Raw genomic sequence first — 20,786 nt, 5'->3', positions numbered from 1 at the left:
CATTTTTTATAATGATTTTTTTCAAATTTGGGAGATAAAATGTCCTCAAACTTAACCGCACTTCAAATTCAACTTGAAATTTTACGCCTTATTCCGAAAACACGTTTTATTATTGCAGAAGAAATCTTACAAAAACTTGCTGATATTGGCGTTCAACGTGATATTCGTTCAATTCAACGCCAGCTAGAAAGTTTGTCTCAACAGTTTGAAATTGAACGTGATATGCGTGATAAACCTTATGGCTACCGATGGAAATCAAATGCTAAAGGATTAGATTTACCGATTTTAAATGAACAGCAATCACTTGTGCTTATGCTTGCTAAACAATATCTCAATGGCATTTTGCCTTCTAGCATTATGAGTTCAATGGAGGCATTCTTTCAACAGGCCGAATATAATTTGGTTTATGACAGTCATAAAAAATCAGGGGCTGAATGGCTTAATAAAGTTGCTATTGCGCCAACTAGTCAGCCTTTATTACCTGCCAAAATCAATCCAGAAATTTTTTCTCAAATTAGTACCGCACTTTACCAAAATCGATTTTTAAAGGTGCATTATCGGAGTATTCACGGTAAAGAACATAAGGCACAGGTCAAGCCATTGGCTTTGGTACAACAAGGGCCAAGTAGCTATTTAGTCGCACAATATGAGAATGGCGATATTTTACACCTTGCTTTGCATCGCTTGCTTAAGGTAACAGTGAGTACAATGATATTTGAACGCCCTGATTTTAATTTGAAATCTTATGTAGAAAGCCAAAAGTTCGGTTTTACCTATGGTCGAAAAATTCGATTAACTTTCCGCATTAATAAAGATATTGGTGGCTTTTTAACAGAAACACCATTATCAACAGATCAAACAGTAAAAGATTCTGGCGATGATTATGAAATTTCAGCAACTGTGATCGAAAGTCAAATGCTGGAGTGGTGGATAGCTCACTTTGGTGAAAATTATCAAGAAATTGGGCGGGTATATTTAGAAGAAACAGTATAACGACATAAATTGTCGCTTTGCGCTTTATGATAAATCTATCTGAAGAGAGGACATTCAAATGAAACAGATTGTGTACATTGATATGGATAATGTGATGGTAGATTTTCCATCAGGTATTGCAAAACTAGATGATAAAACCAAGCGAGAATATGAAGGTCGATATGATGAAGTTGAGGGTATTTTTAGCTTAATGGAACCCATGCCGAATGCGATTTCTGCTGTGCATAAATTGATGAAAAAATATCATATTTATGTGCTTTCTACTGCTCCTTGGCATAATCCTTCCGCTTGGAGTGATAAAGTAAAATGGATTCAACATTATTTCGGTGAAGAAAAAGGTTCAGCCTTATACAAACGATTGATTTTATCCCATCATAAAAATCTCAACCAAGGTGATTATTTAATTGATGATCGCACTAAAAATGGTGCTGGCAAATTTCAAGGCGAACATGTTCATTTTGGTACAGAACAATTTGCTAATTGGAATTGTGTCTTATCTTACTTAGGCTGTGGGCCTTTTACACCAAGTGATGTGTTGCAAGATTGTTTGAAAAAGCCAGCCGCCCTAGTTCAAGTTGAAACTGAGGAGCAAAGCCGAGTCATTGGTGCTTTTGCAGATCGCTATAAATGGCAAGTGTTTAATTTGGCATGTGTTTATACGGATGAAACAGCAACCGAACAGAAAACGGTCTATTTAATTATCAGTCCTGATCTCAGTGATGAATTTAAAATGCGTATTGAAGCTATGTGTGCTCATATTCAAGCGGAATATGAAGTGCTATTACGCTCAAAATCACAGCTAAAACAATATTTCCAACGCCTTTCAGAGAAGCCATTCTTGTACATTGAAAGCTATACTTATCAACCCCTTTATAAAGCGGGGAATATATTTGGCATGATGGCTAGAGATAGACAGGTTGATGAAATTTTAGAACAAACAAAAAGGAGCCTGAAAAATGACAGCAAAAAATAAACCAATTTGCGTAGTATTAACCGGTGCTGGCATTAGTGCCGAAAGTGGTATTCCTACTTTTAGAGCGGAAGATGGATTGTGGGCTGGGCATAAAGTAGAAGAAGTTTGTACGCCCGAAGCCTTAAAGAAAAACCGTGCAAAAGTATTAGAGTTTTATAATGAACGACGTCGTAATGCTCAAGCTGCAGAGCCTAATACAGCACATTTGGCTTTGGTTGAGTTGGAAGAGTTTTATGAAGTTCATATAATCACTCAAAATGTGGATGATTTACATGAGCGAGCAGGAAGTACTAACGTACTCCATTTACATGGTGAACTGAACAAAGCTCGCAGTAGTTTTAATACCGATTACATTGTTCCATGTTTGGGTGATCAACGATTAGAGGATAAGGATAATCACGGTCATCCAATGCGTCCACATATAGTCTTTTTTGGGGAAAATGTACCCCTGTTTCCTAAAGCAGAAAAGTTAGTGAAAAAGGCAGATATTGTGATTGTTATTGGCACTTCATTACAGGTTTATCCCGCTAATGGATTGGTAAATCTCGCTCCATATGGTTCACTTATCTATTTGATCGATCCGAATCCCAATACAGGATTTGTCCGTAAGAAAGTGATTGCCATAAAAGAAAAAGCGGGTGAGGGTGTTCCGAAAGTGGTCGCCGAGTTATTGGAGAAAATTAAAAAATCATAGAAAAACAACCGCACTTTTTAAACAAATAGCGACTTCGGTCGCTATTTATCATTTTTTCTCTTGCTTAAGCATATGCATAATAAGCCTAATAAGCGTTTCTTTTTGTTTCGGATCAGATTCTGCAACTAATAAAGTGAGTGCTGCAAGTCCAGTATCATTGATAACTGGATGCCCATTATGATCCAACAAACGCCCATTTCTATGTAAGAAATCCACAAATAAAAATGCGCCACTACGTTTATTACCATCTGAAAAAGGATGGTTCTTGACGACAAAATAAAGTAAATGTGCCGCTTTTGCTTCAATGCTTGGATAAGCAGGTTCACCAAATACACTTTGATCTAAATTACCTAGAATCGCAGATAAGCCATTATCTCGTTCACGTCCAAACAGATCACTTGCTTCACCTTTTGCCATCAGCTGTAATTTTAACTCTGCTAGTGCAGAACAGGCCTCAGCATAAGTCGGTAATGTACCGCCTTGCTGTGTTTGTGGTTCGGTAAGTAAACCTTCATCATATTGTTGTAGCCATAAAAACGTATGCGTATAACGGCTGACAATATCCACTAATCCACGACCACTTTCTAGCGTTAATTCCGATGAATTTGCCGTTTTTTGAATAAGCGCAAGTGCTTGTTCTAATTCGTGAGCATTTTGCTGCAAACGCTTTTGGTTAATGGTATAGCCTTGAGTCAGATATTCTTTTAAACGTGCAGTTGCCCAACGGCGGAAACTAATGCCTTGTTTAGATTTTACTCTATAACCAACAGAGATAATCATATCTAAATCATAATGCTCAATTTCACGATTGACTTGGCGTTTACCTTCTTGGCGAACTATCCGGAATTTCCGGATAGTTGATTCTTTCTCAAGTTCTTCGTCATCAAATATATTGGTAATGTGCTCATTAATGGTGCGAATATCTTTACCAAATAACATAGCCATCTGCGCTTGGGAAAGCCAAACGGTGTCATTTTCAAATCTTACTTCCACTTGCGTTGTGCCATCTTGAGCTTGGTAAATTTCAATCGGATTTTGGTTATTCATATTTTTTCCTTAATAAAGTTGTATGTATATATAACCAGATAAATATGCATATTGCAATAAGGATAATCTTATTTGTAAAAGATCTTTTAAAAATAACCGCTTTCAACATTCGCAAACGACACAAATTGTCGCTTCCTTTCATATAATTTCTCCATAAAGAGAAATTCTTTACTTCTTACATATTTATAAAGCCTTTAATTAAGAAAAAGGAGCAAATAATGGCAATGAAAGTAATTATGGCAAGAGATCCACTTTTTGAGGATGTAAAAAAATTTGTGCAACAACAAAAAGTTGCATCTTGCTCGATGATTCAACGCAGATTTATGTTAGGTTTTAATCGAGCTGGACAAATTTTAGAACAGTTAGAACAAGCGGGTATTATTTCACCAATGAAAAATGGACAGAGAAAAGTATTATGAAAAATGATTTAAATTATGCAGTAGAACTTATCCGCAAAGCGGATGGCATTTTAATTACAGCTGGTGCGGGTATGAGTGTGGATTCTGGGCTTCCCGATTTCCGCAGTGTTGGTGGATTTTGGAATGCTTATCCTATGTTTAAAGAACATAATATATCTTTTGAAGACATCGCGACGCCACTAGCTTATAAGCATAATAAGAAACTTGCCTATTGGTTTTATGGGCATCGATTAGTTCAATACCGAAATACTATTCCTCACGAAGGGTATCAGATTTTAAAACGCTGGGCGGAAGCTAAATCTCACGGATATTTTGTTTTTACCAGTAATGTGGATGGGCATTTTCAAAAGGCTGGTTTTGATGATAGCCATGTTTATGAAGTACACGGTACTTTGGAACGTCTTCAGTGTGTCAATAATTGTCGAGGATTAAGTTGGTCTGCATCAAGTTTTCAACCTGTCGTGGATAATGAAAACTTATGTTTAACCAGTGAAAAACCACATTGTCCTTATTGTGGGGGCTTTGCTCGTCAAAATGTACTAATGTTTAATGATTGGAGTTATGCAAGCCAATATCAGGATTTTAAAAAAGTGCGGTTAGAATCGTGGTTAAAAGAAGTGCAAAATCTCGTCGTCATCGAACTGGGTGCGGGGAAAGCCATTCCAACTGTGCGTCGCTTTTCTGAACGTACGGCGAAAGCAAAAAAGGGCGGATTTATCCGTATTAACCCACAAGATGCAGGCGTGCCGAAAATGCACTTTTTAAGTCTCGAAATGAAGGCCTTAGATGCGCTAAAAGCGATTGATCGCCTGCTAAATCCTTCTCAACAAGCGGTTGAATAATGGAAAATTTTTGCGAAATTACCTTCTGCCAACAAATTGGTAGCAACAAGCGACACAACCAAGATGCCCTTTTTAATGGCGAGGCGGTGTTTCAATATAAACTCAAAACGGCTGAAAAACGTCTTGAAAACCGACCGCACTTTATTGTGGGCGTGGCAGATGGTATTTCTAATAGCAACCGACCTGAAAAAGCGAGCAAGTTGGCTATGCAATTATTAAGCCAAATGGAAAGCCTAAGTCGCCAAACGATCTACGATTTACAATCCTATTTATCAGCAGAATTAGCCGAGGATTATTTTGGCTCAGCAACCACATTTGTGGCAGCTGAAATTGATCAAATAACTCGTAAAGCCAAAATTCTCAGCGTAGGCGATAGTCGAGCTTATTTAATTGATGCCCAAGGAAAATGGCAACAAATTACCCAAGATCATTCTATTTTGTCTGAATTATTGGCGGATTTTCCCAATAAAAAAGAAGAAGATTTTGCCACGATTTATGGCGGTGTTTCTTCTTGTTTAGTTGCGGATTATTCCGAATTCCAAGATAAAATTTGTTATCAAGAAATTGAAATTCAACAAGGGGAAAGTTTATTACTGTGTTCTGATGGATTAACAGATGGATTTTCTGCTGAGGTAAGAGAAAAAATTTGGAAACAATATGATAATGATAAATCTAGATTGACGGTGTGTCGTAAATTAATTGAGAAACAAATAGCTTATGATGATTTATCGGTTATAATCTGTACATTTTGATTTATATTATAAAAATATTCTAAGAGATCCCAATTATTATGAGTGAAGAAAAAGCAAAAATACTCAAGATTGATGATGTATTCAAATTAAATTTGAGTATTCCAGACTATCAAAGACCATATAAATGGACAATAAAACACGTTCAACAATTACTTGATGATTTACTTACCCATTTTCGTAATCAGGAACAAGTTTATCGTATCGGGACAGTTGTGATACATAAATATGGAAAAAATTTTGATATTGTTGATGGCCAACAACGTTTAATTACGCTTTCATTATTACTTTATTATTTGAATAATGAAGAAAAATTCACGGATAAGTCTTTATTAGATAAAAGTGTAGCACATACTCTTAGCGAGAGTAATATAATTAATAATTATAATTTTATTAAAAATTATTCTATTTCCAATAAGGAAGCATTTAAAAAATATATTTTAGAAATTTGTGAGATAGTTTATGTTGAATTAGATGATTTAGACGAAGCCTTCCAATTTTTTGACTCACAAAACTCAAGAGGGAAACCTTTAGAATCTTATGATTTGCTGAAAGCTTATCATTTACGAGAAATGAAAGATAAGCCCAAAGAGATTGTTCATCACTGCGTTGAGCGTTGGGAGAAATCTGCACTTTCTCAAGAAATTAATAACTTAGATAAAATTATCAACTATATTCTTTTTAGATTACGCCGATGGCACTATCAAGAAAGCGGAGAGGTTTTTACATCGGACGAGCTAGAGACATTTAAAGGTGTATCAGAAAGTACTAACTATCCTTATCTTAGCCCACTGTTTGCAACAAAGGCTGTAGAGAAATTAGCACAACAAAATCCTATGCTTTATCATCCAAGATTTGTGAAGACAAGTTTTCAAACAATACAAACTCTAATAAATGGAGAGCAATTTTTTGATTATGTTCAGTATTATTCTGAGCTCTATGAAAAATTATTTAAAGAAGGAAGTGGACTTGTTGATAAAGTGACAAAAATTAACGGTAAAGATCTAGGGAAAGGCGTAAATACTTTTCTCAATAATCAAGATTATTGCTATCGAGTAGGGGATAAGTATTTAAAAAATTTATTTGAATGTATAGTGTTATTCTATTTTGATAAGTTTGGTAAAGTACATTTAGATGAATTTATAAATAAAGCATTTTTATGGGTTTATCGAATTCGTTTTGAATATCAGCGTATTACTTTCAAAACTATAGAAGATGAAGCTCACTCAAAAAATGGATTATTTAATCATATAGAGAAATCCTCTACACCAATACAAGTGCTGAGATATACCTCAGCAATACGTGAATATAAGTTTAGTAATATAGATAATAAAATAAAGGAAGTTTTTTAGGTAAAAAAATGAGCAATGCTAAAGAATATGTAAAAATATTAACCGTGTCTGATTTATTTGATAATGAGAATAAATGTAACTATATTATTCCAATCTACCAACGTAATTATGCTTGGGGTGACGATGAAATTAGTTCATTACTTCAAGATATAAAAAATGCTTGTGAAAAAAATAAAGAACAAGATAAAAATTATTATATTGGAAGCTTAGTTGTTTATTGCCGAGACAATGGTGATTTTGAAGTAATTGATGGCCAGCAAAGACTAACAACACTTACGTTAATAATGCATCATCTTGACAAATTAGTTTTTAGAAATGTTTCTTTTGAACATCGAGATGAATCTGAACAAGCATTATCTAATCTTAATTCTGAAACCTTACTAAGCAATTTCTCACAAGCATTAAAAACAATTAAGAAAGTATTTGATGAATGGGGAAATAATAAAGATGAAATTGTAAAATTCCTTTTGGATAAAGTTGAAATTATCCGAACTGAAGTGCCTGAAGGTACAGATTTAAACCATTATTTTGAAATTATGAATACCCGTGGAGAACAGCTTGAAAAGCATGAAATTCTAAAAGCTCGTTTGATGAAAGTGTTGCCAACACCTATTGAGCAATCATTATTTGCAAAAATCTGGGATGCATGCTCAGATATGAGTCGTTATGTTGTGATGGGGCTTGATTCTGAATTAAGAGAAGTCATTTTAGGTGGTGATTGGAGAAAAGTACGTGGATTTTTTAAGACTATTTTGAGTGAAAATCCTGTAGAACTTGAAAATCCTGTAGAACTTGAAAATCCTGTAGAACCTGAAAATCCTGTAGATAGTATCGTAAAACTTATTAAGGGCGAGGTAAAAATAGAAAAAAATGAAGAACAATCACAGGATAAATATGATGGTGAATTTACTTCAGTAATTGATTTTCCTAATTTCTTAATGCACGTTTTACGAATTTATTTAGAAATGTTTGATAAATGTAAATATTCTATCCAAAATGATCCATGCAATGTTCCATTAGATGAAAAGTTACTATTAAAATCATTTGAAGGTAAGTTTGAAGGAAACCCTAAAAAAGTTAGAGTGTTTATTTATACATTATTGGTTTGTCGTTATTTATTTGATTTATACGTGATTAAATCTAATATGATTCGAACTGATTATGAAAACTGGTCGTTATGGAAAATAGTTAAAGGAAAATCAGGTTATTACTACTATAAAAATGCATTTGGTAATTATAAAAATATGTCTGTTGACGATAGTTTAGATAAAAATGATGATGAATCACTTAATGATTCAGATCCTACAAAAAAAACTGTGATGTTACTTTCAATGTTCCATGTCTCTAATCCATCTCGTATTTATAAAAACTGGTTATACGCTGTGTTACGTTGGTTATTTGATAATAGAGACAATATTGAACAAAGTGATTATATTAAATTTTTAGAAGAACTTTGTGATAAATTCTATTTTGGTAATAACTGTCAAGGAAAAGATATTACAGAAATTATATTAGAAAAAGTGGAATTTGAATTAAACTCAGGAGATAAAAAAGATTGGGATGATGGAGTAAATGTTCCTAACTTTGTATTTAATCGATTAGATTATCAGTTATGGAAATTTTTCCACGAACAAAAACAAAAACAAAAACAAAAAGTAGAAATTTTGTCAGAAAATGACAAATGGTTAACTATTAAAAATAAAGATGCTATTTGGAAAAAGTTCAGATTTACCTTTAGAAGTTCGGTAGAGCATCATTATCCACAGCACCCTTCAGAAGAACATGGGTTAGAGAGATTAGAGAAAAAAACTTTAGATAATTTTGGTAACTTATATTTGCTATCTCAAAGTAAAAATTCTCGTTTAAGCAATTTAACACCCAAAGCCAAATGCAGTTATTATGAGAAAAATGAAAATTACGATAGCTTAAAACAAGCCATAATGATGAGTTATGATAAATGGACAGAAGTTGAGATAAAAGAGCATGGAGCAAAAATGCTCGAAATTCTAAATAAACCTTTATCCAAAGCTGATTTCTAACGACACAATCTGTCGCTCCACTTCTTAAACTATGCTCAAACCCATTAGGTTTGAGCATTTTTTATTGGAGTGATGATTATGTCTAAATTCAAACTTAACCCACCATTAGTTTCCCCTTATACCGAAAAATTAATGTTGCAACTTTTATTAGAATATCAAGGATTCTCAGAGGTTTTTAATGAAAATGTTTGGCACTATGACAATATTGCAGCGGCTTTAGGTTTACCGAGTGAAATGGAGCATTGCGATGATTTTCGTTCGAAAGTAAAAAAATTATTACAAGCACGAAATAAAACGTTGCCAAAATTGACCGCTCTTTATGCAAACGAGAATCCAATTATTCAACAAAATATTGATACGCTGACCCAATTATTATCATTGAATACTACTGAGCAGACGCTTTTCCGTTTATCAGTTCAGCTACGCTTAGATGAGCCGTTGAAAAAATTGAGCGAGGCATTACCAAAATCTAATTTGATAGGGGTAAGTGAGTTATTATCAAATTTATTTGGTTTGCCAAAATCGGACATTATTTCTGCCTTAAAAGATAAGGGAAAACTATTAGGTTATGGCTTGCTTGAACGAAACTATAATCCGGATAGGTTCCATGACTATTTGGATTGGGGAAAAATGTTAGATTTTGATGAATTCATCTCAGAACCATTAAATGAACAGGTGTTATTAAAAGTTTGTACAAAACCAGCTATTGAGCCTAGTTTGAGTTTAGAAGATTTTGCTTATTTAAACGAGATGAAAACAATGATGCTGGATTATCTTCAGTCCTCATTTGCTACTCATAGAAAGGGGGCGAATATTTTAATTTATGGTGCGCCAGGTACAGGCAAAACGGAGTTGGCCACTTTGTTGGGGAAAGTGTTGAGCGTTTCGGTAAATAATATTACCTACATGGATGAAGATGGGGATGTGATTAGCGCTGAAGATCGTTTGAATAAATGTCGTTTTGCGCAAAAGGTATTAGAAGGGCAATCTTCGTTATTGATTTTTGATGAAATAGAAGATGTTTTTCGTGCTGGTTTCTTTGAGTGTTCAGTAGCGCAGAAAAATAAAGCTTGGATGAATCAGTTATTGGAAAATAATAACGTGCCGATGATTTGGTTATCGAATTCGGTTTCTGGCATAGATCCTGCTTTTTTACGTCGCTTTGATCTTATTTTAGAAATGCCAGATTTGCCATTGAAAAATAAGTCAGCACTGATTACGCAACTGACTGAGGGAAAATTAAGCCCGGCCTATGTGCAGCATTTTGCTAAAGTGCGGTCATTAACGCCTGCGATTTTAAGTCGCACAATTCGGGTGGCAAAGGAACTCAATACATCAAATTTTGCTGAGACTTTGCTCATGATGTTTAATCAAACGTTAAAATCGCAAAATAAACCGAAAATTGAACCGCTTGTTTTAGGCAAAGCCGACTATAACTTGGATTATGTAGCTTGTAATGACAATATTCATCGTATTAGTGAAGGGTTAAAGCAGTCGAAAAAAGGGCGAATTTGTTGCTATGGCCCGCCGGGAACAGGAAAAACTGCTTGGGCAGCATGGCTTGCAGAACAGTTGGATATGCCTCTGTTGTTAAAACAAGGCTCAGATTTACTTAATCCTTATGTGGGCGGGACAGAACAAAATATTGCTCAAGCCTTTGAACAAGCGAAAGCGGATAACGCATTATTAGTGTTAGATGAAGTGGATACGTTCTTATTTTCTCGAGAGGGTGCAAATCGAAGCTGGGAACGTTCACAAGTGAATGAAATGTTGACACAAATTGAACGCTTTGAGGGCTTGATGGTAGTATCGACAAATTTAATTGAGGTACTCGATCCAGCTGCCTTACGTCGTTTTGATTTAAAATTGAAGTTTGATTATTTAACGTTGCCACAACGCTTAGATTTTGCTAAACAACAAGCTGAAATCTTAGGGTTGCCGTTGTTATCGGAAGAGGATTTAAGTCAGATTGAATCGCTTAATTTATTGACGCCTGGAGATTTTGCTGCAGTGGCTCGTCGTCACCAATTTTCCCCTTTTCAAAAGGTGCAAGATTGGCTGATGGCACTACAAGGGGAATGTGAAGTGAAGCCAGCGTTTTCTGCAACAACAAGACGAATAGGATTCTAATCAAAGTGCGGTCAAAATTTTTATGGTTTTTTGACCGCATTTTTATTGGTTTTTCAACTGACATAAAATAAAAACCATTGAATTTATCCTCAATTATTATTTCTGTGATCCACCTCACAATCTTAATATGACAATTATCATAACCCTTTAGAGAGCGTTATATTATCTTTACGCTATGTTGATCGATATAGGGAGGACAACATATGCTCATGACGATACTCAGCTTCCTCATTGTAACTGGTGTGGTTGCTTATATTTCTTGGTTAAAAACAAAAGGGGATGATTTAAGTACATCCAAAGGGTATTTCTTAGCTGGCCGTGGTTTAGGTGGGTTAGTGATAGGGTGCTCAATGGTATTAACTTCACTCTCAACAGAACAACTTATTGGCGTAAATGCGGTCTCTTATAAAGGAAACTTTTCAATTATAGCATGGACCGTTCCAACGGTTATTCCGCTTTGTTTCTTGGCGCTTTATATGTTGCCGAAATATTTGCGTAACGGTTACACAACAGTGCCAGAATTTTTTGAAAGCCGTTTTGACCGTCAAACACGCTTGATTATGTCAACATTATTCTTAGTGTTTTATCTTTTCATCGTAATTCCAACCGCACTTTACACTGGTGCAATCGCCTTCAATAAAATCTTCAACTTAGAAACCGCATTTGGCTTAAGCTATGGGGCAGCCATAACTTACACGGTCATTGCCATTGGTGTTGTAGGGGCTATTTATGCGATTTTTGGTGGTTTGAAAGCAGTGGCGGTATCAGACACGATCAATGCGGTGATTTTAGTCATTGGCGCATTGCTTGTACCATTCTTTGCTTTGATGTATTTAGGCGATGGCAGTTTCTCCGAAGGTTTACACACAATCACAACAACGCACATTGAAAAATGGAATGCGATTGGTAGCGAAACCGATGCCACACCTTGGCCAACGATTTTCACCGGTATTATGGTTGTTCACTTTTTCTATTGGACAACTAACCAAGCTATCGTACAACGTTGCTTAGGTGCGAAAGATTTGCAATCAGGTCAAAAAGGTATTTTGATCGCAGCATTATTCTTATTAACTTTACCGATCATTTTAAACCTTCCTGGTTTATTGAGTTTCCATATTTTAGGTGAAGGCGTAAATCCAATTGATGCGTCTTATCCATTATTAGTAAACAAAGTATTACCAACTTGGTTACAAGGTTTCTTTATTGCCGCATTATTTGGCGCAATTTTAAGTACCTTTAACTCATTCTTAAATTCAGCAGCAACCATTTACTGTAAAGACTTATTACCTTCTATCAGCAAAAAAGTGCGGTCAGAAGAAGAATTAATTTCTTATGCGAAAAAAGTTTCTACCATTATGGCCATTGTCACTATGATTTTCGCTCCGTTACTCATGTTTGGTACAGATGGTATTTTCTTAATTACTAAACGTTTCGCAGGATTTGTGAATATTCCAATCGTTGCTTTATTTGCCGTAGGTATGTTTAACAAAACTGTATCTGGCAAAGCAGCACGTATCGCTTTACTTGCTCACGTTATCTTGTACTTCTGTATCGTTTGGGTGTTTAATGTCAAAATCAACTTTGTGTATGTTATGGGCGGATTATTTGTATTTGATGTCGTATTAATGCTCATCTTAGGACAATTCTTACGCCGTGAACCTTACATTGAAAACAAAGAAAACTTAGGTAACGTAGATTTAACTAACTGGAAATACTTAAAAGTAACCAGCGTGTCTTTAATCTTAGGTTTACTTGCGCTTTACACTTTCCTTTCGCCACTTGGTATGGCATCAGAATCTGGCAATCCATCAATGGTGCTTGGCGTATGGGCGGTGTTACAAATTATCGTGTTATTTGTTGTACGAGATAAAGAGGCTAAATAATGAACATTATTTATATTCTACTGGATCAAATTCGTAAAGATATGTTGGGGCCTTATGGTCACCAAATTGTGAAAACCCCGAATTTAGATCGTTTGGCAAAAGATGGCGTTCGCTTTAATAACGCCTTCACTCCAGCGTCTGTTTGCGGTCCTGCACGCACTTCACTTTTTACCGGATTAATGCCGTCGTCTCACGGCATTATTAAAAATGGGGAAAAAGGTGGTACAGGTGAAATTAGCCAAGAAAAACCGAATATTGGTAAATTGGCTGGCTATAATACTTATGTTGTAGGGAAGTGGCACGTAGGTACTAAATCTGTACCCGAAGATTACGGGATTAAAGGCCATAACTTTGATGGTTATGGCTATCCCGGCAGTGGAGTATATAAAAATTTAGTCTTCAACCAACCGCCAACACATTCCAATCGTTATAAAGAATGGTTAGAAGAAAAGGGGTATGAAATCCCAGAAGTAAGCCGCGCCTACTTTGGTGATAACCCACATTTAAGAGTACAAGAACTTTGCGGTTTACTCTCAGGCACAAAAGATCAAACTATCCCTTATTTCATCATTGATGAAGCGAAAAAATATATTCAAGAATCACTAGATGAAGGCAAGCCATTCTTTGCATGGATAAACTTCTGGGGGCCTCATACGCCTTGTATCGTGCCAGAACCTTATTATTCTATGTACCGAAAAGAAGATGTGGTGCTTGATAAAAGTTTTTTTAAACCGTTAGAGGGCAAACCAGGTCATTTCCGCACAATTTCAAAAATGTGGGGAATGTGGGAAGCGAGCGAAGATCATTGGAAAGAAGTCATCACAAAATTCTGGGGGTATATCACCTTAATTGATGATGCAATCGGTGAATTATTCGAATACTTAGAAAAAAACGGTCTTTATGACCGCACTTTCTTGGTTGCCACCGCAGATCATGGTGATGCAATGGGCGCTCATCGAATGATTGAAAAAGGTGAATTTATGTTTGATGCCACCTATAACATTCCGATGATTATCAAAGACCCAAATTCAGACCGAGTAAATCAAGAAGATGATAACTTTGTCTATCTTCACGACTTAACCTCGACAGTTTTTGATTTAGCTAATCAAAAAGTACCTGAAAGTTTTGAAGGGCAGAGTATTCTACCAATTATGCGCCAACACCAAGATAACCAAAGAAAAGGTGTGCTTGGTCAGCTAGCAGGGCATTTTGTGTATTTTGAACAACGCATGTGGCGTCGTAAAGATTACAAACTCGTATTTAATGCGACTGATGTTTGTGAACTTTACAACATCCGTAACGATCCAGAAGAAATGCATAATTTATTCTATGATTCACAATATAACAGCATCAAAAAAGAGATGTTGGAAGAAATGCGCGCTGAGATGAAACGTCTGAATGATCCACTGGAAAATTGGGTTTATCGAATTATTGACGAAATTTAACCAAAGTCGTAGATTAAGGGCGTATCTGATACGCCCTTTGTTATCTCTGAACCTTATTTATCTTTTAAAACTACAGGAATAAACATGAAAACAACATTACTAAAAACACTGACACCAGAGCTTAACCTTGTTCAACATAACGACATTCCAGTTCTTCACTTAAAACATGTGGTTGGAGAGGCAAAAATTTCCCTACAAGGGGCACAGCTTATCAGTTGGAAACCGCAAAATGCGAAGCAAGATGTATTATGGTTAAGTGAAGTAGAACCATTCGAAAATGGTAATGCTATTCGTGGTGGCGTACCGATTTGTTATCCTTGGTTTGGTGGTGTAAAACAACCTGCACACGGCACAGCTCGTATTCGCATATGGCAGTTGAGTCATTACGATATTTCAGCGCATAAAGTGCGGTTAGAATTCGAGTTATTTTCTGATTTAAATATTATCGAAGCTAAAATTGTAATGGTGTTCACAGACAAATGTCATTTAACCTTCACACATTATGGCGAAGAACCTGCGCAAGCAGCATTACATACCTATTTCAATATTGGGGATATCAATCAAGTGGAAGTACAAGGTTTACCTGAAACTTGTTTTAATAGCTTAAACCAACAACAAGAAAACGCTCCGTCACCGCGTCACATTTCTGAAAATGTTGATTGCATTTATTCCGCAGAAAACATGCATAATCAAATCGTAGATAAAAGTTTCAATCGTACGATTGCACTGCATCATCATAATGCAAGCCAATTTGTTCTTTGGAATCCTTGGCACAAAAAGATGAGTGGAATGAGTGAAACAGGCTATCAAACGATGTTGTGCTTAGAAACTGCTCGTATCCATCACTTACTTGAATTTGGCGAAAGTTTAAGCGTAGAAATTTCACTTAAAGGCTAAATTTTGTTGCATAAGTGGTGTGAATACTATAGAATTCGCGGGATTTTGCTCGTTCCTTGCGGACAACAAATTTGAAATCTTTTATTTTTAGCGAAAAGATTTTTACTATTAACCAATAGAAGGAATACGATTATTAAAACCGTAAAAAAAGCGCCGGCAGTAAATCGCCCAAACCGTATCAATGAAGAGATTCGTGTAAAAGAAGTTCGTTTAATTGACCAAGATGGTGAACAAGCAGGGATTGTTTCTATTCAACAAGCCCTAGAAATGGCAGAGCAAGCAGAGCTTGATCTTGTTGAAATTAGCCCAAATGCAGAGCCGCCGGTTTGTCGCATTATGAACTACGGTAAATTCCTTTACGAAAAAAGTAAAACCGCTAAAGAACAAAAGAAAAAACAAAAAGTTGTGCAAGTTAAGGAAATTAAATTCCGCCCAGGCACAGACGAAGGTGACTATCAAGTTAAATTACGTAGCTTAATCCGTTTCTTAGAAGAAGGGGACAAAGCGAAAATTACCGTGCGTTTCCGTGGTCGTGAAATGGCTCACCAAGACATTGGTTTTGATGTGTTAGAGCGAGTAAAAAATGATTTAGCTGAAATTTCTGTCGTTGAATCTGCACCAGGTAAATTAGAAGGCCGTCAGGCTGTAATGGTGTTAGCACCTAAGAAAAAATAAGAATTTTGCTGAGATTTCTCAGCAAATCTTTTTGTTTAAGTTTGACTTAAATGAAAAGACAACTGCATGTTGGGCACACTACGCAGCCTAACTGCTTTTGAAAAGGCAATTTAATTTGCCTTATGATGGAAATGATCAGTGCTTCCAAGTAACTTTTTAAGTTCGCCTGATTATGTTGTTTTAAACGAAAAATGCGGAGTTATTTTAACAATGCCTAAAATCAAAACAGTACGCGGCGCAGCGAAGCGCTTCAAAAAAACTGCTTCTGGTGGTTTCAAGCGTAAACAATCTCACTTACGTCATATTTTGACTAAAAAAACAACTAAACGTAAACGTCATTTACGTCATAAATCAATGGTTGCGAAAGCAGACCAAGTTTTAGTAGTAGCTTGCTTACCATACGCATAAGCCGTTATTTAAGCAAAACGTACGATTAGTTCATTTTAGAAAAATATTACATAGGAGATTAAATAATGGCTCGTGTAAAACGTGGTGTTATTGCAAGAGCACGCCATAAGAAAGTTCTTAAGGCTGCTAAAGGTTATTATGGTGCACGTTCACGCGTGTATCGCGTTGCTTTCCAAGCGGTGATCAAAGCTGGTCAATACGCATACCGTGACCGTCGTCAACGTAAACGTCAATTCCGTCAATTATGGATTGCACGTATCAACGCTGCAGCGCGTCAAAACGGTTTATCTTACAGCAAATTCATCAACGGCTTGAAAAAAGCATCTGTTGAAATCGACCGTAAGATTCTTGCTGATATCGCTGTATTCGACAAAGTAGCGTTCGCTGCATTAGTTGAAAAAGCAAAATCTGCACTTTAATTTTTTAAAGTTTAGATAAAAAAGAATTAGGACGCTGAAAAGCGTCCTCTGACTACCGACAAACCCACCTTGCAGCCTAGCTGTCAAAGGTGGGTTTATTTTTGTCGTTTTACTTTTTTTCTTACATGTCACTTTAAATAGCCATGATCTGTCCCCAAAAGTTGGACTAAACAACCAACTGATTAAGGTGTAGATTTTTGATGAATAAATTCAACCAATCATTCAAACAACAAGTGAGCGATTTTTATCTTCAACATGGTAAAAATCGTTCTCTCACCAGACTGCATTTTCAACTTGCAGAACAAACATTAAATCGTTGAATTGAACAATTTAATCAAAACGGAATCAATGGGTTAGAAGTAAGAGGCAAGAAGAAACAAACGTATTAATAGGGAAAATCCTATTTTACACTCTGATCAAGGGTGGCAATATCAAATTAGAGGGGATCAAGCAATCCTCTTGAAATACGGTATTCGACAAAGTATGTCTAGAAGGAAATTGTTTAGATAATGCGGCGATGGAGAGTTTCTTTGGATGGTTAAAAACAGAGCGCTATGAGGGGAAACAATTTGATACTTTCGAACAACTCAAAAAACGATTCATGAGTACATTCATTATTACAATCATGAGCGTATTCAGTGTAAACTAAAAGGACTAAGCCCTGTAGAATACAGAACTCAGTTCTTGATTTAACAGTCTAACTTTTTGAGATCTGATCAGAAAAGATTATCTTTTTATTCTATAAAATGTTTTGTTGGAACTTAACTAATTGTTCTACTTGATGTAAATTTGGATTATAGACCCATTCATTATCAAAATGAGTTTTTAATCTATTTTCCATAAATAAATTACCAATCACTAAAGAGTGAAATTGGTTTCCTTTTTCTCTTTGTTTTTTTATGTCGCTAAGTAAAGTTTCAGACAATGACCCCATTACAAAATCAGAAATCATTAAAATATCTGCTTTTTCATAATTCTCCGATTGGCATAGCGATAAAGCGTATCGTAATGCAGGAGCAGCATCAGTCCCACCGTGGAACGATTTACTCAAGAAAGAAACTAAATCAGCAATGCCTTTTGTTGCACTAATTTCAAACGTCTCAATACCTGTTGAGAAATTAATAACAAAACATTTTCTTTGTTCTGCTTTAGCTTTATTTCCCAAATACAAAGACATCGCTTTAGCAATATTTTCAGGTATACCGCTCATTGAACCACTTGTATCCACACACAAAATCATTGGACCAAGTTTATTATCTTCTTTTATTTCTATTTCGGTAGTAATCTCTTGTTGTTCATCTTGAAATGCTGTTCCTTGTAATTCAAAACAAACTAATTTTGATTCTAAATATTTTAAGTCAAATAAAATAGCGGTTTCAGGATCTGCCATTAGTGCCAATTCGGAAGGAATAACATACTCTAGATCTTTGCCTAATTTAAGACCAATAATTTCTTCTTTAGAATTAACATCAGTAACAGGCACGGGCACACTAATTGTTTGAGTAATAGTTTCTACCTTTGATGACTGCTCAATTTGTCGCATTTTACCTAATAAATCTGCGATTTTTTGTGCTTCTTTATCTTGTGAAAAATAATTTGCCCAACGAGTAAGTTCTTTAATTGATTGTGGGGTTAAAGAACCTAAACTATCATCAAACCAGATTCCAAAATCTAAGCCCAAAGGAGAAAGTTGTCGATCTAATTGTTGAATAAGTTCCAACCATTTTTCCAACTCTGTAAGGAATTTTCTTCTTGCAAGTTCAATCTGCTTTAATTCCCATTGAGCCTGTGATTTATCTAGATTTTTTTGCCATTCTTTCAATAATAAACTAGAAGCAATTCCTTTTTCTTTATTATTACTTTCTAATTTTTTATACCAAAAAGAATAATCAAAAGGAATACCTACGAATTTACAAAAAGCTTGGCATTCTTGGATAGCTTTATCATTTAAAACAGATTTATTTTTATGAAATTCGCTATTCCATATTTTCCATTTTTTTCGGAATTTTGGAAATGGGTTTTCTTGTTGAATAAATTTATCTGTTTTCTTAAACCAATTACGGATATGATCATTTAAATATTCAGCAAGTTGTGGTCTTTGAATAAGCTCTTCATATTTTTCAGAAAGGGATTTTTTGATAATCCCTTTTTCTGATAACAAGTTTATTGGCATAATGACTCCAAACGCTCACAGTCTGTAATTCGTAATTTAAGCTGTTCTATTTGTTTTAAAATACCACTTACTGCTACATTAATTTCATTTTCAGTAACAAATGGGCTTTGCAGTTGTTTTTTATAAGATTTATTTTTATCTTCAATTATAACTAAAGTATTACTTAAAATAGATCTAACTTCTTTTATTGCCTCTGAAAGTGATTTAATCAGCCTTTTATTCACTTTTTGTTTTCTTTGACCTTTCTTGAATAAAGGTTTAGGAGAGAATCTTAAGTTTTCATAATTATCATTTAACATCAATATGCAACTTCCTTGTTGGTCAAATTTATATGAAACATCTTTGATAAGATTACCTTGAGAATCTACAGGATGGTACTCCTGCGATGTTTTCATATGTTTAAATGGTATATTTAATATGAATTTTCTATTCATATTGCTATAACTATTATATTTATAGTTAAAATTAGCTTCAATTTCAAAATACTCATCTCCATTTAGGTTATAAGTATCATAAATATCTTCAGAATAATATAGCTCGTTATGAATTTCTTTATCTAATTTATCTTTTTCTCTATCTAAATCAGCCAAATCAACCCCACTGTCAAAACCGCATTCTTTGATTGCATTCATTACTATATTTTCTACTGCTTCACGATTTTCAGGAGTAGTCCATAAACAATATTTTAATAAAACAACATCACTATGGTTAGTTTCTTTACGTCCATTACAGAATGCAGATGCCTTTAATAACAATGCAGCTCGTTGCCAACGTCTGTCTGAAACATATACTTTCAACTCCTCAAATTTATCTGCTAATTCTTGGCGAATATATTTGATAATTAACAGAGTATCATCACTAAGTGATACATTATGTAATTGCTCTCGCCATTGCATAAGTTCTTTAGAACGAATAACTAATTCGGGGCTTATGCTTGGTTTTTCTGAACTCGCTTTACTATTTAATAGTTGGTTGAAATTTTTATTTTCTTGAATTGGAGGAACAAGAAGACGAAGGATAAAACGGTCATATAAAGCATCTAACCCCTGATTTTCTGCAGGAACTTCATTGGAAGCTGAAATAAGAGATTTTAATGGAACATCAATTCTCTCAATACCATTTTTAAAAATATGTTCATTAATAATAGTTAAAAGGTTATTTAAAATAGCAGGACTTGATTTCCAAATTTCATCTAAAAAAGCAAAATCAGAGGTTGGTAAATATCCTTCAACTTGGCGAACATAGCGATCAGCCTTTAATTCTTTAATAGAAATAGGACCAAAGATTTCTTCTGGTGTGGTAAAGCGATTCATCAAGCATTCAAAATAATTTGATGTTTCAAATGCACAAGCTAATCTCCTTGAAATTAAACTTTTTGCAGTACCAGGTGGACCATACAGAAAAGTATTTTGACCAGAGATAGCTCCTAATAAAGTAATGGCTAATATCTGCTCTCTTTCGTGCATATTAGCATTTAGTTGCTTTAATAAATTAGATATGCGCTTTTGCATAGCTATTTCTTGAGCATTGATAACTTTATCTAGTTCTTGAGAAGCTCGGTTTTGTTCTAATTTTTTATTCATTTGAAAAATTTCCTTAATCTTAAAATATTTAAAAATAATGCTAATGACGAAACCATTATACGTTA

Annotated in this window: 18 protein-coding genes and 1 pseudogene; 16 read left to right on the top strand and 3 right to left on the bottom strand. The window is 35.0% G+C overall.

Features of this window, described 5'->3' with window-relative positions:
- Nucleotides 1-39: 39 nt before the first annotated feature.
- The 3 genes from DV417_RS07715 to DV417_RS07705 are packed head-to-tail and all read left to right on the top strand — an operon-like array spanning nt 40 to nt 2,660.
- Nucleotides 40-993: a helix-turn-helix transcriptional regulator gene (locus DV417_RS07715; RefSeq protein WP_118879284.1), complete on the top strand. Its 954-nt coding sequence runs from the start codon at nt 40-42 to the stop codon at nt 991-993.
- Nucleotides 994-1,051: 58 nt separating this feature from the next.
- Nucleotides 1,052-1,966: a 5' nucleotidase, NT5C type gene (locus DV417_RS07710; RefSeq protein WP_118879283.1), complete on the top strand. Its 915-nt coding sequence runs from the start codon at nt 1,052-1,054 to the stop codon at nt 1,964-1,966.
- Nucleotides 1,950-2,660: an SIR2 family NAD-dependent protein deacylase gene (locus DV417_RS07705; RefSeq protein WP_118879282.1), complete on the top strand. Its 711-nt coding sequence runs from the start codon at nt 1,950-1,952 to the stop codon at nt 2,658-2,660. Before DV417_RS07710 ends, DV417_RS07705 begins: the two co-directional genes overlap by 17 nt.
- Nucleotides 2,661-2,708: 48 nt before the next feature.
- Here DV417_RS07705 and DV417_RS07700 read toward each other — a convergent pair whose 3' ends face one another.
- The gene (locus DV417_RS07700) at nt 2,709-3,707 is read right to left on the bottom strand and encodes a virulence RhuM family protein/type II toxin-antitoxin system death-on-curing family toxin (protein WP_118879281.1); all 999 of its coding nucleotides are present in this window, start codon (nt 3,705-3,707) and stop codon (nt 2,709-2,711) included.
- A 218-nt stretch (nt 3,708-3,925) separates the two neighbouring features.
- Here DV417_RS07700 and DV417_RS07695 point away from each other — a divergent pair, with 218 nt between their 5' ends.
- The 13 genes and pseudogenes from DV417_RS07695 to DV417_RS07635 all read left to right on the top strand — a co-directional run.
- A complete protein-coding gene (locus DV417_RS07695; protein WP_038439774.1) occupies nt 3,926-4,126 on the top strand; it encodes a DNA translocase FtsK in 201 nt (66 codons plus the stop codon).
- Nucleotides 4,123-4,968 (top strand): SIR2 family NAD-dependent protein deacylase, encoded by an 846-nt coding sequence (locus DV417_RS07690; protein ID WP_118879280.1) that lies wholly within the window; start codon nt 4,123-4,125, stop codon nt 4,966-4,968. Before DV417_RS07695 ends, DV417_RS07690 begins: the two co-directional genes overlap by 4 nt.
- Nucleotides 4,968-5,720, top strand: coding sequence for a PP2C family protein-serine/threonine phosphatase (locus tag DV417_RS07685; protein ID WP_118879279.1), 753 nt, complete (start codon nt 4,968-4,970; stop codon nt 5,718-5,720). Before DV417_RS07690 ends, DV417_RS07685 begins: the two co-directional genes overlap by 1 nt.
- A gap of 38 nt (nt 5,721-5,758) precedes the next feature.
- Nucleotides 5,759-7,069, top strand: a complete 1,311-nt coding sequence (locus tag DV417_RS07680; RefSeq protein ID WP_118879278.1) for a DUF262 domain-containing protein — start codon at nt 5,759-5,761, stop codon at nt 7,067-7,069.
- An 8-nt stretch (nt 7,070-7,077) separates the two neighbouring features.
- On the top strand, nt 7,078-9,108 hold the full coding sequence (locus DV417_RS07675) for a DUF262 domain-containing protein (RefSeq protein ID WP_118879277.1): 2,031 nt from the start codon (nt 7,078-7,080) through the stop codon (nt 9,106-9,108).
- Nucleotides 9,109-9,186: 78 nt separating this feature from the next.
- The gene (locus DV417_RS07670; RefSeq protein WP_118879276.1) at nt 9,187-11,238 is read left to right on the top strand and encodes an AAA family ATPase; all 2,052 of its coding nucleotides are present in this window, start codon (nt 9,187-9,189) and stop codon (nt 11,236-11,238) included.
- 203 nt (nt 11,239-11,441) lie between these two features.
- On the top strand, nt 11,442-13,121 hold the full coding sequence (locus DV417_RS07665; RefSeq protein ID WP_005628694.1) for a solute:sodium symporter family transporter: 1,680 nt from the start codon (nt 11,442-11,444) through the stop codon (nt 13,119-13,121).
- Complete coding sequence (locus DV417_RS07660) at nt 13,121-14,566, top strand: sulfatase family protein (RefSeq protein WP_065246202.1); 1,446 nt, start codon at nt 13,121-13,123, stop codon at nt 14,564-14,566. Before DV417_RS07665 ends, DV417_RS07660 begins: the two co-directional genes overlap by 1 nt.
- Before the next feature lie 84 nt (nt 14,567-14,650).
- Nucleotides 14,651-15,463: a D-hexose-6-phosphate mutarotase gene (locus DV417_RS07655; protein WP_118879275.1), complete on the top strand. Its 813-nt coding sequence runs from the start codon at nt 14,651-14,653 to the stop codon at nt 15,461-15,463.
- A 129-nt stretch (nt 15,464-15,592) separates the two neighbouring features.
- Nucleotides 15,593-16,138: a translation initiation factor IF-3 gene (gene infC, locus DV417_RS07650; protein WP_444546724.1), complete on the top strand. Its 546-nt coding sequence runs from the start codon at nt 15,593-15,595 to the stop codon at nt 16,136-16,138.
- 210 nt (nt 16,139-16,348) lie between these two features.
- Nucleotides 16,349-16,546, top strand: coding sequence for a 50S ribosomal protein L35 (gene rpmI / locus DV417_RS07645; protein WP_005596065.1), 198 nt, complete (start codon nt 16,349-16,351; stop codon nt 16,544-16,546).
- A gap of 65 nt (nt 16,547-16,611) precedes the next feature.
- The gene (gene rplT, locus DV417_RS07640; protein ID WP_005596075.1) at nt 16,612-16,965 is read left to right on the top strand and encodes a 50S ribosomal protein L20; all 354 of its coding nucleotides are present in this window, start codon (nt 16,612-16,614) and stop codon (nt 16,963-16,965) included.
- Nucleotides 16,966-17,358: 393 nt separating this feature from the next.
- Nucleotides 17,359-17,658: pseudogene (locus DV417_RS07635) on the top strand (transposase); the annotation flags it as partial.
- A 46-nt stretch (nt 17,659-17,704) separates the two neighbouring features.
- Here the strand turns inward: DV417_RS07635 and DV417_RS07630 are convergent.
- Complete coding sequence (locus DV417_RS07630) at nt 17,705-19,138, bottom strand: VWA domain-containing protein (RefSeq protein ID WP_065246200.1); 1,434 nt, start codon at nt 19,136-19,138, stop codon at nt 17,705-17,707.
- A complete protein-coding gene (locus DV417_RS07625; RefSeq protein WP_081278288.1) occupies nt 19,129-20,721 on the bottom strand; it encodes an AAA family ATPase in 1,593 nt (530 codons plus the stop codon). The genes DV417_RS07630 and DV417_RS07625 overlap by 10 nt, the downstream gene beginning before the upstream one ends.
- Nucleotides 20,722-20,786 lie beyond the last annotated feature (65 nt).

Origin of the sequence: Haemophilus haemolyticus (assembly GCF_003490935.1) — a bacterium.
GTDB lineage: Bacteria > Pseudomonadota > Gammaproteobacteria > Enterobacterales > Pasteurellaceae > Haemophilus > Haemophilus haemolyticus_M.
This window is presented reverse-complemented; position numbering and strand designations above follow the sequence as displayed.

Excerpts from the sequence above, each read along its gene's own strand:
- DV417_RS07700 (WP_118879281.1), bottom strand. The coding sequence starts at position 3,707 with ATGAATAACCAAAATCCGATTGAAATTTACCAAGCTCAAGATGGCACA.
- DV417_RS07655 (WP_118879275.1), top strand. The coding sequence starts at position 14,651 with ATGAAAACAACATTACTAAAAACACTGACACCAGAGCTTAACCTTGTT.
- DV417_RS07670 (WP_118879276.1), top strand. The coding sequence starts at position 9,187 with ATGTCTAAATTCAAACTTAACCCACCATTAGTTTCCCCTTATACCGAA.
- DV417_RS07660 (WP_065246202.1), top strand. The coding sequence starts at position 13,121 with ATGAACATTATTTATATTCTACTGGATCAAATTCGTAAAGATATGTTG.
- DV417_RS07715 (WP_118879284.1), top strand. The coding sequence starts at position 40 with ATGTCCTCAAACTTAACCGCACTTCAAATTCAACTTGAAATTTTACGC.
- DV417_RS07705 (WP_118879282.1), top strand. The coding sequence starts at position 1,950 with ATGACAGCAAAAAATAAACCAATTTGCGTAGTATTAACCGGTGCTGGC.
- DV417_RS07685 (WP_118879279.1), top strand. The coding sequence starts at position 4,968 with ATGGAAAATTTTTGCGAAATTACCTTCTGCCAACAAATTGGTAGCAAC.
- DV417_RS07625 (WP_081278288.1), bottom strand. The coding sequence starts at position 20,721 with ATGAATAAAAAATTAGAACAAAACCGAGCTTCTCAAGAACTAGATAAA.
- DV417_RS07665 (WP_005628694.1), top strand. The coding sequence starts at position 11,442 with ATGCTCATGACGATACTCAGCTTCCTCATTGTAACTGGTGTGGTTGCT.
- rplT (WP_005596075.1), top strand. The coding sequence starts at position 16,612 with ATGGCTCGTGTAAAACGTGGTGTTATTGCAAGAGCACGCCATAAGAAA.
- rpmI (WP_005596065.1), top strand. The coding sequence starts at position 16,349 with ATGCCTAAAATCAAAACAGTACGCGGCGCAGCGAAGCGCTTCAAAAAA.
- DV417_RS07675 (WP_118879277.1), top strand. The coding sequence starts at position 7,078 with ATGAGCAATGCTAAAGAATATGTAAAAATATTAACCGTGTCTGATTTA.
- DV417_RS07690 (WP_118879280.1), top strand. The coding sequence starts at position 4,123 with ATGAAAAATGATTTAAATTATGCAGTAGAACTTATCCGCAAAGCGGAT.
- DV417_RS07680 (WP_118879278.1), top strand. The coding sequence starts at position 5,759 with ATGAGTGAAGAAAAAGCAAAAATACTCAAGATTGATGATGTATTCAAA.
- DV417_RS07710 (WP_118879283.1), top strand. The coding sequence starts at position 1,052 with ATGAAACAGATTGTGTACATTGATATGGATAATGTGATGGTAGATTTT.
- DV417_RS07695 (WP_038439774.1), top strand. The coding sequence starts at position 3,926 with ATGGCAATGAAAGTAATTATGGCAAGAGATCCACTTTTTGAGGATGTA.
- DV417_RS07630 (WP_065246200.1), bottom strand. The coding sequence starts at position 19,138 with ATGCCAATAAACTTGTTATCAGAAAAAGGGATTATCAAAAAATCCCTT.